This is a genomic window from Xanthomonas sp. GPE 39 (genome assembly GCF_000963005.1).
Taxonomy (GTDB): domain Bacteria; phylum Pseudomonadota; class Gammaproteobacteria; order Xanthomonadales; family Xanthomonadaceae; genus Xanthomonas_A.
Genome location: NZ_JZHZ01000007.1, coordinates 618414 through 629531 on the forward strand (window position 1 = coordinate 618414; position 11118 = coordinate 629531).

The 11118-nt window shown below is 64.5% G+C and carries 15 protein-coding genes and 1 pseudogene; 6 read left to right on the plus strand and 10 right to left on the minus strand.

Annotated features, from left to right (window positions below):
- Window positions 1-4: 4 nt before the first annotated feature.
- The 3 genes from XALGPE39_RS02515 to XALGPE39_RS02525 are packed head-to-tail and all read right to left on the minus strand — an operon-like array spanning window position 5 to window position 1475.
- Window positions 5-496, minus strand: a complete 492-nt coding sequence (locus XALGPE39_RS02515; RefSeq protein WP_045726855.1) for a DUF3106 domain-containing protein — start codon at window positions 494-496, stop codon at window positions 5-7.
- A gap of 5 nt (window positions 497-501) precedes the next feature.
- Window positions 502-900 carry a hypothetical protein gene (locus XALGPE39_RS02520; RefSeq protein WP_045726856.1) on the minus strand — a complete coding sequence of 133 codons (399 nt, stop codon included), beginning with the start codon at window positions 898-900 and terminating at the stop codon, window positions 502-504.
- Entirely contained in the window at window positions 897-1475 is a 579-nt protein-coding gene (locus tag XALGPE39_RS02525; RefSeq protein ID WP_045726857.1) for an RNA polymerase sigma factor, read from the minus strand. Before XALGPE39_RS02525 ends, XALGPE39_RS02520 begins: the two co-directional genes overlap by 4 nt.
- A gap of 150 nt (window positions 1476-1625) precedes the next feature.
- Here XALGPE39_RS02525 and XALGPE39_RS02530 point away from each other — a divergent pair, with 150 nt between their 5' ends.
- Together XALGPE39_RS02530 and XALGPE39_RS02535 are read left to right on the plus strand one after the other, a co-directional pair.
- On the plus strand, window positions 1626-1937 hold the full coding sequence (locus XALGPE39_RS02530) for an NAD(P) transhydrogenase subunit alpha (RefSeq protein ID WP_045726858.1): 312 nt from the start codon (window positions 1626-1628) through the stop codon (window positions 1935-1937).
- Window positions 1938-2070: 133 nt separating this feature from the next.
- Window positions 2071-3513 (plus strand): NAD(P)(+) transhydrogenase (Re/Si-specific) subunit beta, encoded by a 1443-nt coding sequence (locus tag XALGPE39_RS02535; RefSeq protein ID WP_045726859.1) that lies wholly within the window; start codon window positions 2071-2073, stop codon window positions 3511-3513.
- 114 nt (window positions 3514-3627) lie between these two features.
- Here the strand turns inward: XALGPE39_RS02535 and XALGPE39_RS02540 are convergent, their stop codons facing one another.
- Window positions 3628-4047, minus strand: a complete 420-nt coding sequence (locus XALGPE39_RS02540; protein WP_045726860.1) for a hypothetical protein — start codon at window positions 4045-4047, stop codon at window positions 3628-3630.
- Window positions 4048-4153: 106 nt separating this feature from the next.
- Here XALGPE39_RS02540 and sufT point away from each other — a divergent pair, with 106 nt between their 5' ends.
- Both sufT and XALGPE39_RS02550 read left to right on the plus strand, forming a co-directional pair.
- Complete coding sequence (gene sufT, locus XALGPE39_RS02545) at window positions 4154-4705, plus strand: putative Fe-S cluster assembly protein SufT (protein WP_045726861.1); 552 nt, start codon at window positions 4154-4156, stop codon at window positions 4703-4705.
- Window positions 4706-4836: 131 nt separating this feature from the next.
- Window positions 4837-5916 (plus strand): branched-chain amino acid aminotransferase, encoded by a 1080-nt coding sequence (locus XALGPE39_RS02550; protein ID WP_045726862.1) that lies wholly within the window; start codon window positions 4837-4839, stop codon window positions 5914-5916.
- A 146-nt stretch (window positions 5917-6062) separates the two neighbouring features.
- Here XALGPE39_RS02550 and XALGPE39_RS02555 read toward each other — a convergent pair whose 3' ends face one another.
- The 3 genes from XALGPE39_RS02555 to wrbA all read right to left on the minus strand — a co-directional run bounded on the left by XALGPE39_RS02555 (window position 6063) and on the right by wrbA (window position 7587).
- Window positions 6063-6548 carry an asparaginase domain-containing protein gene (locus tag XALGPE39_RS02555; protein ID WP_045726863.1) on the minus strand — a complete coding sequence of 162 codons (486 nt, stop codon included), beginning with the start codon at window positions 6546-6548 and terminating at the stop codon, window positions 6063-6065.
- Window positions 6549-6625: 77 nt separating this feature from the next.
- Window positions 6626-6994 (minus strand): DUF2069 domain-containing protein, encoded by a 369-nt coding sequence (locus XALGPE39_RS02560; protein WP_045726864.1) that lies wholly within the window; start codon window positions 6992-6994, stop codon window positions 6626-6628.
- Window positions 6991-7587 carry an NAD(P)H:quinone oxidoreductase gene (gene wrbA / locus XALGPE39_RS02565; protein ID WP_045728912.1) on the minus strand — a complete coding sequence of 199 codons (597 nt, stop codon included), beginning with the start codon at window positions 7585-7587 and terminating at the stop codon, window positions 6991-6993. The genes XALGPE39_RS02560 and wrbA overlap by 4 nt, the downstream gene beginning before the upstream one ends.
- A 76-nt stretch (window positions 7588-7663) precedes the next feature.
- Between wrbA and XALGPE39_RS02570 the strand changes: the two genes are divergently transcribed.
- Both XALGPE39_RS02570 and XALGPE39_RS02575 read left to right on the plus strand, forming a co-directional pair.
- A complete protein-coding gene (locus XALGPE39_RS02570) occupies window positions 7664-8938 on the plus strand; it encodes a YihY family inner membrane protein (RefSeq protein ID WP_045728913.1) in 1275 nt (424 codons plus the stop codon).
- A 107-nt stretch (window positions 8939-9045) separates the two neighbouring features.
- Window positions 9046-9540 (plus strand): annotated as a pseudogene (locus XALGPE39_RS02575) (TlpA disulfide reductase family protein); the annotation flags it as partial.
- A 96-nt stretch (window positions 9541-9636) separates the two neighbouring features.
- Here the strand turns inward: XALGPE39_RS02575 and XALGPE39_RS02580 are convergent.
- The 3 genes from XALGPE39_RS02580 to XALGPE39_RS02590 all read right to left on the minus strand — a co-directional run.
- On the minus strand, window positions 9637-9978 hold the full coding sequence (locus tag XALGPE39_RS02580; protein ID WP_045726866.1) for a helix-turn-helix domain-containing protein: 342 nt from the start codon (window positions 9976-9978) through the stop codon (window positions 9637-9639).
- Window positions 9979-9991: 13 nt separating this feature from the next.
- Window positions 9992-10510, minus strand: coding sequence for a molybdenum cofactor biosynthesis protein B (gene moaB / locus XALGPE39_RS02585; protein ID WP_045726867.1), 519 nt, complete (start codon window positions 10508-10510; stop codon window positions 9992-9994).
- Window positions 10511-10793: 283 nt separating this feature from the next.
- The coding region (locus tag XALGPE39_RS02590; RefSeq protein ID WP_045726868.1) for a cellulose binding domain-containing protein at window positions 10794-11118 on the minus strand (325 nt) is incomplete at its 5' end.

Consider the following 11118-nt stretch of genomic DNA (forward strand, 5'->3'; position numbering starts at 1 on the left):
CCGGCTATGGAAGCGGGCGTGCGGGATCGGGCATAGGCGCGCTCGCACCGATGTTGGCTTTGATCCAGGCCGTGCGCTGTGCCGGGGCCATCGCGTCCAGGCGCTCGCGCAGCGTCTTGCGCTGTTCTGGCGGTAGCGTGCGCATGTAGGCGAATAGTGCCTGTGCCTCCTCGCGTTGTTGCGGGGTCATGGCTTCGTAGCGGCGTGCGCCTTCGTGCGCGTGCGCGCGCTGCTCCGGGGTCATCGATTGCCAGCGTTGGGCGTGCTCGAACATCCGCTGCCGCTGTGAGGGGGCATCGTTCCAGCGTTGGCGCAGCGGTGCGATCAACAGTTCGCGCTGTTGCCGACTCAGGTGTTCCCAGTCCGGTAAGGCAGCGTCGGGCTGGGCATCGACGACGGCAGGAGATTGTGGTGCTGACGCTGGAGCGCAGACGGCGGGTGTCACGCTGCTGGCCAGTAGCGTCAGCGCCAGGGAAAAACGGGTCGGGCGATTCATCGAATTTATTCCATTGCCAATGCGGTGTCGGAGCCCAGCCACAGGTACAGGTCGGGGTTTTCTTCCAGCATGCCGGGGGGCGCGGTCTCGTCGGCGTCGCTCGTCACGGTGGCGAACGTCGTCGGTGTCGTTGCCGTTGCGCTGATCGTTGTGGCGGACGTCGCTTTCGTTGCCGATGGTGGCTGCAAAAACTGCTGCACGCCCAGTACGGCGCCGACTAGGGCCGGCGCCGCCGCCAGTAGCCAACCCAGGCGCCAGCCAGGTGCGCGATTGGCTTGGTCGAGCCGACCGGCCTGCTGGCGCGCAGCGCGCAGGCGCGCCAGGGTCGGTGCCGGCAGGGCCTGCAGGCCAGCGTGATGGATCGCGCGCATCCGTGCGTCGAAGTGGGTGGGGTCGGATGTCATCGCAGATCCTCAAGATGTTTCTGCAGCGCTTCGCGGGCGCGCGACAGATGGGTTTTGACCGAGCCTTCGGAACAGCCCATCGCATGGGCGGTGGTGGTCACATCCAGCTCTTCCAGTACGCGCAAGCTGAAGGCTTCGCGCTGTCGTGCCGGTAGTGTGCGCAATGCAGCCACCAGTCGCGCATGGGTTTGTCGTTGCTCGTGCTGTTGGGCCGGATTGGGACTGTCGTCGGCCCACTCCGGGATGCTGTCCGCGTCGCGGTCGCTGGTCGCTGCCCAGAAGCGCAAGCGAAAGTTGCGACGACGCTGCAGGTCGATGATGCGCCTGCGCAGGATGCTCCAGAACAGCGGCGTCCATTCCTGTGCCGGCCGCGTGCGGTAGCTCAGCAGTTTGATCATCGCATCCTGCACTGCGTCCAGTGCATCCTCGCGCTGGCGCAGGCCAGCTTCGGCGAAACGAAACGCGCGTGGCCCGATGTCGGCCAGAAACGCTTCCAGCGATGCCGATGACGGGCGCGTGGCGGCATCGTCGGCTCCGGGCAGCGGCGGTAGTGGGGCAGGGGGACTCACCAGCACAGCTTAGCTTCCTGGCGCAGGGATGCCTTGGTAAACGCATCGCAGCGGTCACGGTTGACCGCGCGATGTCCTCGCCGACGTCATCGCACAACGGTTCAGCAGATGGTTATGATGCGGTCGATGGGCATGGCGCCCGGGAGAGCGAATGCGATGAACGATGGGTTCGTGGCCTTGTATATTTTCATGCTGGCGGCGATTGCCGGGCATGTGATCATCTCGCGGGTGCCGGTGATCCTGCACACCCCGTTGATGTCCGGTTCCAACTTCATCCATGGCATCGTGCTGATCGGTGCGATGGTGGTGCTGGGTCATGCCAATACCCCATTGGAAAAACTGCTCGGCTTTGTCGCGGTGCTGCTTGGCGCAGGCAATGCCGCTGGTGGCTACGTCGTCACCGAACGCATGCTTGATATGTTCAAGTCCAGCAAGCCGGATCCGCACAAGACCAAAGCGCAGGATTGATGTGCGGCGCCTGTGCATCGCCGCAGCGCGGGCGATGGGCGGACACGCGTCGTTGTTGCTTGGTGTCGTGCCGGGCCGGTTTCCTTGCTTGCTGCCGTTCGCGCAGATGTCCTTCTCCTGAGAGTAAATACTGATGGAACTGTTGCCGATCCTGATCAAGAGCAGCTACCTGGTGGCTGCCACGCTGTTTTTGCTCGGCCTGCAGCGGATGGCTTCACCCAGGACCGCGCGCAGCGGCATCCACTGGGCGGGCAGTGGCATGCTGTTGGCGACCGCCGCGACCTTCCTGCTGCCGGGTCTGCATAATTTGCCGTTGATCGTGCTGGCGATCGTGCTCGGTACCGGCGCGGCATGGATTTCGGCGAAGAAGGTGGCGATCACCGACATGCCGCAGATGGTGGCCTTGTACAACGGCATGGGCGGCGGCTCGGCGGCGGCAATCGGTGCGGTGGAATTGTTGCGCTTTGCGTTCCTGATGCGCCGCGACACCACGTACTGGAGCGCGGATGCAATCGCCGCATTGGCCGCGCGTCATCCCGGTGCGATCACGTTGGTGCTGGCGGTGGTCGGCTCGGCGATTGGCGCGGTGTCGCTGTCCGGCTCGATCATTGCTTGGGCCAAGCTCGATGGACGCCTGGACAAGCGCGTCGTCTTCCCCGCGCAGCAGCCGTTCAATCTGTTGGTCTTGGTGGCGATGCTGGGTGTGGGCGGATGGGCGGTGATGAGCCTGAGTCCGCTGGCGATCCTGCTCTTCTTCGTGCTGGCGCTGGCGCTGGGCGTGTTGATGACGCTGCCGATTGGCGGTGCCGACATGCCGGTGGTGATTTCGTTGTACAACGCCTTCACCGGCCTGGCGGTGGCGTTCGAAGGCAATGTGCTCGGCAACGAGGCGCTGATTATCGCCGGCATGATGGTCGGTGCGGCGGGTATCTTGCTGACCCGGTTGATGGCCAAGGCGATGAACCGGCCGATCCGCGGTGTGCTCTTCTCCCACTTCGGCGGTGGCGGGCAGACGCAGGCGATTGGCGGGAGTCAGAAACCGATCGAGGCCGACGACGTGGCCGCGATGATGGCTTACGCCGAACGCGTGGTGATCGTGCCCGGTTATGGCATGGCGGTGGCGCAAGCCCAGCACAAGATCTGGGAGCTGGCGCAGCGGCTGAGCGAGCGCGGGGTCAAGGTGAAGTTCGCGATCCATCCGGTGGCCGGGCGCATGCCCGGGCATATGAACGTGCTGCTGGCCGAGGCTGGCGTGCCTTACGACCTGATCGCCGACATGGACGACATCAACCCGGAGTTCGCCAGCACCGACGTATCGCTGGTGATCGGCGCTAACGACGTGGTCAACCCGGTCGCCAAGACCGATCCGGCCAGTCCGATCTACGGCATGCCGATCCTGGACGTGATCGCTTCCAAGCACGTCATCGTGATCAAGCGCGGCAAAGGGACTGGCTTCGCCGGCATCGAAAATGCGCTGTTCTACGCCGACAACACGCGCATGTTGTACGGTGACGGTGCAGAGGCGGCGGGTGCGCTGGTCAGTGCGCTCAAGACGCTCGATGGCGGCGGACACTGAGCGTCGTCGGCACCGCGCCAGCGCGGACGCGGGTGGCGCATCGGCCCTGGCGGCGCAATGGCGTCAGGCCTTCATCACGGCCGCTGCGGCCTGCGGGTTCTGCCGCGCTCGCCCTCAGCGCGCGCTGAAATAGGCCGTCCCCACGCCGATGCACAGCCACAGCAGGTCGCCGGGGCGATTGGCAAGTACGGTCAGGGTCCAGGCGAACTGCGCGCCCATCCTGAGCGAGGAATCCCACACGTTCAGGCCCAACGCCGCGCCCATCTGCGCGGAGGCGATGCCCCAGTTGGCGGCAACGATCACCAGCACGGTGGCGATCACCGCCACGGCGGCGCGCAGCGTGCCGCCCGGTAGCGTGCCAGCGCGCAGCATCCAGGCGATCTCCAGCGCGACCAGGACTGCCATCCATCCGGCCTGATGGCCAAGCGACAATGCCGCCACCAGCCAGGCGATCAGGGCGGTAAAGCAGCCCAAGCCGAGCAGCAAGGGCCATAGCCAGTGCGCGGGCCTGGCTGGCGTTGAGGAAGGCGGCATGGGGGGATCCTGAAGAATCCATACAGGATACTCTTCGGCGTGTGCAGCGCGTGCTCAGATACACTGCACGACTTGCAGCGGCGGGCTCGGTCCCCATATTCCCACCATGTACTCACGCAGTAGCGAACCTGTCCAATTCGAACGCGATTGTGCGGCGGTGATGGTGCCGCAGGGCGACGCGGTGACCCTGCCCGCGGGCAGCTATGGCTACATCACCCAGGCGCTAGGCGGCAGCTACACGGTCTTCGTGGAAGGCAACCTGTTCCGCATCGCGGGCAAGGACGGCGACGCCATCGGCAAGGAGTCGCCACCGGGCCTGGAATTGCCCGAGGACGCGGGCGACGAGCAGGTCGAGAGGCTGATTTGGCAGCAGTTGCGGACCTGCTTCGATCCTGAGATCCCATTCAACATCGTCGATCTGGGGTTGATCTACGATGTGGCGATGCACCCGGGCGAGGATGGCAAGCGCACCGTGGAGGTCAAGATGACTTTGACCGCACCGGGTTGCGGCATGGGCGAGATCCTGATCGATGACGTGCGCAGCAAGTTGGAGATGATCCCGACCGTGGCGCAGGCCGACGTCGAGCTGGTCTTCGATCCACCCTGGGGCCGGCATATGATGTCCGAGGCCGCGCGCCTGGAAACCGGCATGTTTTGACCTGTGCAGGACGCGTTGCGCCATGCTCCTGTGTTTGGATAAGTTATCGCCGTTGCGGATCCCTCCATGCACAGGTCATGGCCGTTACTCGACTACCATAGGAATTCCAGGTGCCCGCTCCCGAGCCGTCCATGCACTTTCGCCTGACTCTGTCCACCGCCGCACGCAGCGCCGAGGAGCGCGCGCGCATTCTTGCTGCGCCCGGCTTCGGTCAGTTCTTCACCGACCACATGGTCGCCATCGCATGGACCGGCGAGCAGGGCTGGCACGACGCCCAGGTCCGCGCCTACGGCCCGCTGGCGCTGGATCCGGCGGCCTCGGTGCTGCACTACGCCCAGGAGATTTTTGAAGGCATCAAAGCCTACCGGCATGCCGATGGTTCGATCTGGACCTTCCGCCCTGAGGCCAACGGCAAGCGTCTGCAGCGTTCGGCGCAGCGTCTGGCGTTGCCGGAATTGCCAGTGGACCTGTTTGTCGAATCGCTGCGACAGTTGATCGCGGTCGACGCGGCGTGGGTACCTTCGGCACCGGAAACGAGTCTGTATTTACGACCGTTCATGATCGCCGACGAGGCGTTCCTGGGCGTGCGTGCCGCGCACAAGGCCAGCTACTACGTCATCGCCAGCCCGGCTGGCGCCTATTTCGCCAAGGGCGTGGCGCCAGTGGCGATCTGGCTGTCCACCGACTACGCGCGCGCGGCCAGGGGCGGCACCGGTGCGGCCAAGTGCGGCGGTAACTACGCCGCCTCGCTGCTGCCGCAGCAACAGGCGCAGGCGCATGACTGTTCGCAGGTGCTGTTCCTGGACCCGGTCGAGGGTAAGTATTTGGAGGAACTCGGCGGCATGAACGTGTTCCTGGTCATGCGCGATGGCAGCTTGGTCACGCCAACGTTGTCGGGCAGCATCCTCGACGGCATCACCCGTGACAGCATCATGCAATTGGCGCGCGACCGTGGCATGCCGGTGGTGGAGCGCCAGGTGAGCATCGACGAATGGCGGCAGGGTGTGGCATCCGGTGAGATCGCCGAGATCTTCGCCTGCGGCACCGCGGCGGTGGTGACGCCAATCGGGCAGTTGAAAGGCAAGGACTTTTCGGTCGGCGATCTGAGTGCTCCGGCCGGCCCGGTGACCTTGTCGTTGCGCCAGGAGTTGACCGATATTCAGTACGGTCGCGTGGCTGATCGTCACGGCTGGTTGTTCCGCCTGGATTGACGCGCCTGCGGGCGCAGGCGACGTCGGCGCCGCGATTCAGCTTGCCCTAGATGTTCTCAGTCACCGGTCGCCTCGGATTTTTTGCCGGCGCATGCGCGCGATCCGGTGCGCTGATTGCGTCGATGGCTTTTGGATATCGCGCTCGTTCAAATAGCTTCGAAGCGATTTGCAGCCACGTTCTTGCGGACCTTTTGTGGATCCCATATCTGCCCGTTCATGGCGATGTAGATCCCCGGAGGTAGCGATTGCACCGCGCCGACCGCGCAGCCGATGTTGAATTCGGCGTCCGAGCCGCGAAAGCGCGCTGGATTCAGCGCGCCGGTCATCACGATGGTTTTGTCCTGGAGCGCCTGCAATGCCTTGCCGGTCTCCACCATCGAATCGGTACCGTGGGTGATGAGCACGTGGCGGGTCGATTGTGCGGCCACGGTGGCGCGGATCAGTTCGCGGTCGGCATCGGTGATGTGCAGCGAATCCTTGCGTAGGATCGGAATCACGCTGAAACGGAAGGTCACGCCCAGCTCCTTGAGGATCTGACCGATCTGCGGGTCGCCGATCTGATAATCGGACTTATCGTCGAAGTAGATCTTGTCGATCGTGCCGCCAGTGGTGACGATCAGGAGTTCTTCCATTGCCGTTCCTCACGCATGTACGAGCGCGTTCGCTGTCGCGCGGGCCGTCATGATAATGGGTGTACCGATGCGCTCGCTCAGGTGCCGTTGTCGCGCTGTGCAGTCGCAGCGCGTTTGTGCGCCAAGCGTGCGCGGATGCCCGGTGCACTGGACAGGCCCACCACGAGCAATGCCAGCGACAGTTCGATCCAGCCCAAGCTACGCTGCGTCGGCTGGCTCCAGGCAGTCATGACGCCATGGCTGAACCACAGCAGCGCCGCCACGCCGCTCCAGAACCGCGCCAGCGCTTTGCCGCGCAGCACGCCGATCAGCAGCAGCAACGGTGGCAGCACGAAGACCACGCATGCGGCGACACGTTGGCGATCATCATGGAACCAGACCACGAACAGCGTCGCCAGCGCCAACAGCGCCGCGCTCAGTGCCAGATGCAGGCGCACCGTGCTCACGCGCTGCTCAACCGCTGGGCGATCTCGGCCAGGCGTCGGCCGAGCGCACGCGCCAGGTGCGCTTCTTCTTCGCTGGGTTGCGGATCGTCGTCGGCGCCGGCGACATGGCTGGCGCCATAGGGCGTGCCGCCGCTGCGCGTGCTGCTGAGCAGGGGTTCGGTATAGGGAATCCCGACGATCAGGCAACCATGGTGCAGCAGCGGCAGGTGCATCGACAGCAGGGTCGCCTCCTGGCCGCCGTGCTGTGAGGCGGTGGAGGTGAACACCGCCGCAGGCTTGCCGGTCAGCGTGGCGCTGGCCCACTCGGCGCCGAGTCCATCGATGAAGTGCTTGATCGGTGCGGCCATGTTGCCGAAACGGGTTGGGCTGCCCAGCGCCAAACCCACGCACTCGCGCAGGTCGTTGGCATCCACGTAGGGCGCACCGCTGTCGGGGACCGGTGGCGCGCTGGTCTGGGTGACGGCGGCCACCGGCGGCACCGTGCGCAGACGCGCGGCCATGCCGGGGACTTCGTCCACACCACGCGCGATGTGCCGGGCCAGGCGCGCCACCGAGCCGCCACGGCTGTAGTACAGGACCAGGATCTCGGCCATGCGGCCCTCCCATGCGTCAGAACGGACGTCAGTATCGACGATGCCGGCGTCCGCGCGCATCGGGTACCCTTGCCCGATGCAGCCATTGGACACTGTCAACCTCTGGGCCGAACGCGTCCGCGACCGCGCGCGCATGCGCAGCTTCGCCGCTTTCCTGTGGCGGCGCTTCCTCGACGATCGCCTGTTCCAGGCGGCGGCCTCGCTGGCCTACACCACCATTTTTGCGCTGGTCCCGTTGGCGGTGGTGGTCTTCGGGGTGCTCTCGGCATTCCCGGTGTTCAACGAATGGAGCGACCAGCTCAGCGATTATATTTTTTCCCATTTCGTCCCCGCGGCGGCACGCTCGGTGGAGGCATATCTGCGCCAGTTCTCCGCCAGCGCCGGGCAACTGACCGCCGCCGGCGTGATCGCATTGATGGTGTCGTTGCTGATTACCCTGCACAGCGTCGAGCAGACGTTCAACCAAATCTGGCGTGTGGTGTCGGCGCGGCCGCAGTTGAGCCGCTTCCTGGTGTACTGGACGGTGCTGACCTTGGGCGCGCTGCTCGCTGCGGCGTCGCTGGCGGTGTCGGCGCGGTTCTTCGCACTGCCCTTGTTCAAGACCAGCGAGGGGCAGTGGCTGGCGCAACTGGTGCTGAGCGTGGCCCCGGTGTTGATCGAGTGCGTGTGCATCACCTTGGTGTACCGGGTAGTGCCACACCACACGGTCAGATTGCGCCATGCGCTGCCGGGTGCGTTGTTGGCAGTGGTGTTGCTGGAGCTGGTGAAATGGGGGCTGAGTCTGTATTTAGGCGGTTTTCAGTCGTACCAGCGCATCTACGGCACGGTTGCGTTCGTGCCGATTTTCCTGTTGTGGATCTACATGAGCTGGATTGCGATCCTGCTTGGCGCGTCGGTGTCCTCCTCGATTTCCGCGTTTCGCTATCAGCCGGCGTCGATGCGGCTGCCCGTTGGCTACGAAATCTACGGTTTACTGCGCTTGCTCGGGCGGTTTGTGCAGGCGCGCAAGCAGGGCCTTGGCTTGCAGCAAGAACGGATTCTGGAGCTGGAGCCGATGCTCACCGATGCGTTGGTGCAGCAACTGTTGGGCGCGCTGGAGCGCATTCGTCTGCTCAGCCGTACCGAACAGGGGGACTGGATCCTCGCCCGCGACCTGGACGAAGTGCCGTTGACCGAGCTATACGAGCATTGCCAGTTACGCATCCCCATTGTCGAAGCCTATCTGCCGTGCCGCGACGACGCTCTCGGGCAGGCTGCCTGTTATGCGTTGGATCAATTACGGCTGCCACTGCGCGAAACGCTCAAGCGCCGTGTCGGCGACCTTTATCCCGATATAGGAGACCTTGCATGACTGCATTGCGCATCTTGTTTCCATTGTTCGCCAGCGCCGTATTGTTGACCGGTTGCAATCGGCAGCCGGCGCCAGCGCGGACCGATGACCACGCCACCAGCGCATCTGCCTCGCCGTCGACCTCATCTGCCGCACCGCCTGTGGCCGGGCCGGAGGTGGTGCAGCAGACCCGTGCCCAGCCGAGGCTGAAGATGATGGCGGTGGACGGTCACGAATACGATTTGGCCGCCCATCGCGGGCAATGGGTGGTGGTGAATTTCTGGGCCACCTGGTGCGCGCCGTGCTTGAAGGAGATGCCGGAGTTGTCGGCGTTGCACGTGATGCGCGACAACATCAAGGTTGTCGGGTTGGCTTACGAAGACATCGAGCCGGCGCAGATGCAAGCATTTCTGAAGCAGCATCCGGTGGCCTATCCGATCGTCATCGTCGACACCTATAAGCCACCGGCTGATTTCGCCACGCCGCGCGGATTACCGATGACCTATTTGATCGGCCCCGATGGCAAGCTCGCCAAACAGTTCCTGGGGCCGGTCACCGCGCACGACATCGAGGCAGCGATTGCCGCCGCCGGTGGGCCGCCGCCGGGCAAGGCTGCGGGTTGACGATCCCAGTAGCCGCTGATTTTCTTGCCGTGCCGCTGTAGAGCGATTGGCCGCGGACGGCATGACCCGCGCCTTGCATCGCTCGCGCGCATTTGTTTATTTGCCTCTGCTGCGCTTGCCGGTGCCGGCCATGCTGCGTGCTACTTCCAGCAGCGCGGCCTGCTGGCGGGTGTCGAGGTTGCGGAAGGCCAGCAACAGATCGTGCTCGCCACGGGTGCGAGCCGGGTCGAGTTGGCTGGCTAGCTCGCCGAGCAGCGCGCCAGCAGGCACACCGAAGGTGCGCGCGAGCGCATTGAGCTGCGTGCGACCGGGCATCTTCTCGCCCGTCATCCACGCTTTCACGGTAGTTGCGCCAGCGCGCGGAATGGCAGCGGCGATGTCTGCGGCGCTCATGCCGCTGGCTTTGGCGAGCAGGCGTAACGTGGTGTCCAGAGGCATGCGGGTCTCCAGGTCATTCCTTCAGCCGCGGGCGCAGCGTGGCCAGGTTGCAAGGACGTGTGCGGGTATCCAGTTGCGCGGCGATGATCTTGTCCCAGGCGGTGCGGCAGGCCGAAGTGGAACCTGGCAGGCAGAACAGGAAGGTGGCATTGGCCAGGCCGGCGAAGGCGCGCGATTGTAGCGAGGAGGTGCCGATTTCTTCCACGCTGATTGCACGGAACAACTCGCCGAAGCCGGGCATTTGTTTGTCCAGTAGCGGTAGTAGCGCTTCGGGCGTGGAGTCGCGGCCAGTGAAGCCGGTGCCACCAGTGACCAGGATGCCATCGACGTGCGGATCGGCGATCCAGGCCGACACGACAGCACGGATCTGGTAACGGTCATCCGGGAGCAGTTCACGTGCGGACAGGCGATGACCTGCTGCGCCGAGTGCCGATACGAGATAGTCGCCTGAGCTGTCCTCGGCCAACGTGCGCGTGTCCGAGATCGTGAGCACGCACAGGTGCAATGGGATGAAATGGGTGTTGGCGCTCATGTCCGCAGCCTAGCGGTTCGCCTGGTTGGCGTACAGCCTGAGGGCGGAGTTTTCGTCTGCATGTCGTGCATCCGCTGGGGTGCATATTGGCGGCGATTTCCTTGTTGGCCTGCTGTGGCGGCTGTGCAACCGCGCGTTGGCTCCAGGAAAATTTTTGGATTGGCGTCTGCGGTGTAGATCGATGTGATCTGTTGTGCCCAAACACGAACGGCAGCGTCGCTAGACGCTGCCGTTCGCTGTCACCACGCAGTGCGTGGTGACGGTGTTGCATTAGCTGATGAAATCAACGGCTGGCGCAGAAGCCGAACTCAGCCATGGCACCAGGCGCCAGGGTCTTGTTCCAATCCATGCCCGTAGCGCTGAGCGTGCTGCCGGACTGCGTCCAAACGGCATTCCACAGGTTGTTGATTGTGCCGCTGACCGTCACGGCGGTTGACCAGTTGCCAGTGCTAGTACCAGTGTTGGTCACCTGCACACGCTCGCAATAGCCCACATGCCAGTCGCTGTCGACAATGGTACGCGTGCTGAAGCTCGGGCCGCTCGTGGAGCCGCCACCGCTGGTGCCGCCACCGCTGGTGCCGCCGCCGCTGGTGCCGCCGCCGCTGGTG

What these genes read in the sequence shown, in the direction of transcription:
- XALGPE39_RS02515 (WP_045726855.1), bottom strand. Translation starts at nt 496, where the DNA reads ATGAATCGCCCGACCCGTTTTTCCCTGGCGCTGACGCTACTGGCCAGC.
- XALGPE39_RS02520 (WP_045726856.1), bottom strand. Translation starts at nt 900, where the DNA reads ATGACATCCGACCCCACCCACTTCGACGCACGGATGCGCGCGATCCAT.
- XALGPE39_RS02530 (WP_045726858.1), top strand. Translation starts at nt 1,626, where the DNA reads ATGAACGATGGGTTCGTGGCCTTGTATATTTTCATGCTGGCGGCGATT.
- XALGPE39_RS02535 (WP_045726859.1), top strand. Translation starts at nt 2,071, where the DNA reads ATGGAACTGTTGCCGATCCTGATCAAGAGCAGCTACCTGGTGGCTGCC.
- XALGPE39_RS02540 (WP_045726860.1), bottom strand. Translation starts at nt 4,047, where the DNA reads ATGCCGCCTTCCTCAACGCCAGCCAGGCCCGCGCACTGGCTATGGCCC.
- sufT (WP_045726861.1), top strand. Translation starts at nt 4,154, where the DNA reads ATGTACTCACGCAGTAGCGAACCTGTCCAATTCGAACGCGATTGTGCG.
- XALGPE39_RS02550 (WP_045726862.1), top strand. Translation starts at nt 4,837, where the DNA reads ATGCACTTTCGCCTGACTCTGTCCACCGCCGCACGCAGCGCCGAGGAG.
- XALGPE39_RS02555 (WP_045726863.1), bottom strand. Translation starts at nt 6,548, where the DNA reads ATGGAAGAACTCCTGATCGTCACCACTGGCGGCACGATCGACAAGATC.
- wrbA (WP_045728912.1), bottom strand. Translation starts at nt 7,587, where the DNA reads ATGGCCGAGATCCTGGTCCTGTACTACAGCCGTGGCGGCTCGGTGGCG.
- XALGPE39_RS02570 (WP_045728913.1), top strand. Translation starts at nt 7,664, where the DNA reads ATGCAGCCATTGGACACTGTCAACCTCTGGGCCGAACGCGTCCGCGAC.
- XALGPE39_RS02580 (WP_045726866.1), bottom strand. Translation starts at nt 9,978, where the DNA reads ATGCCTCTGGACACCACGTTACGCCTGCTCGCCAAAGCCAGCGGCATG.
- moaB (WP_045726867.1), bottom strand. Translation starts at nt 10,510, where the DNA reads ATGAGCGCCAACACCCATTTCATCCCATTGCACCTGTGCGTGCTCACG.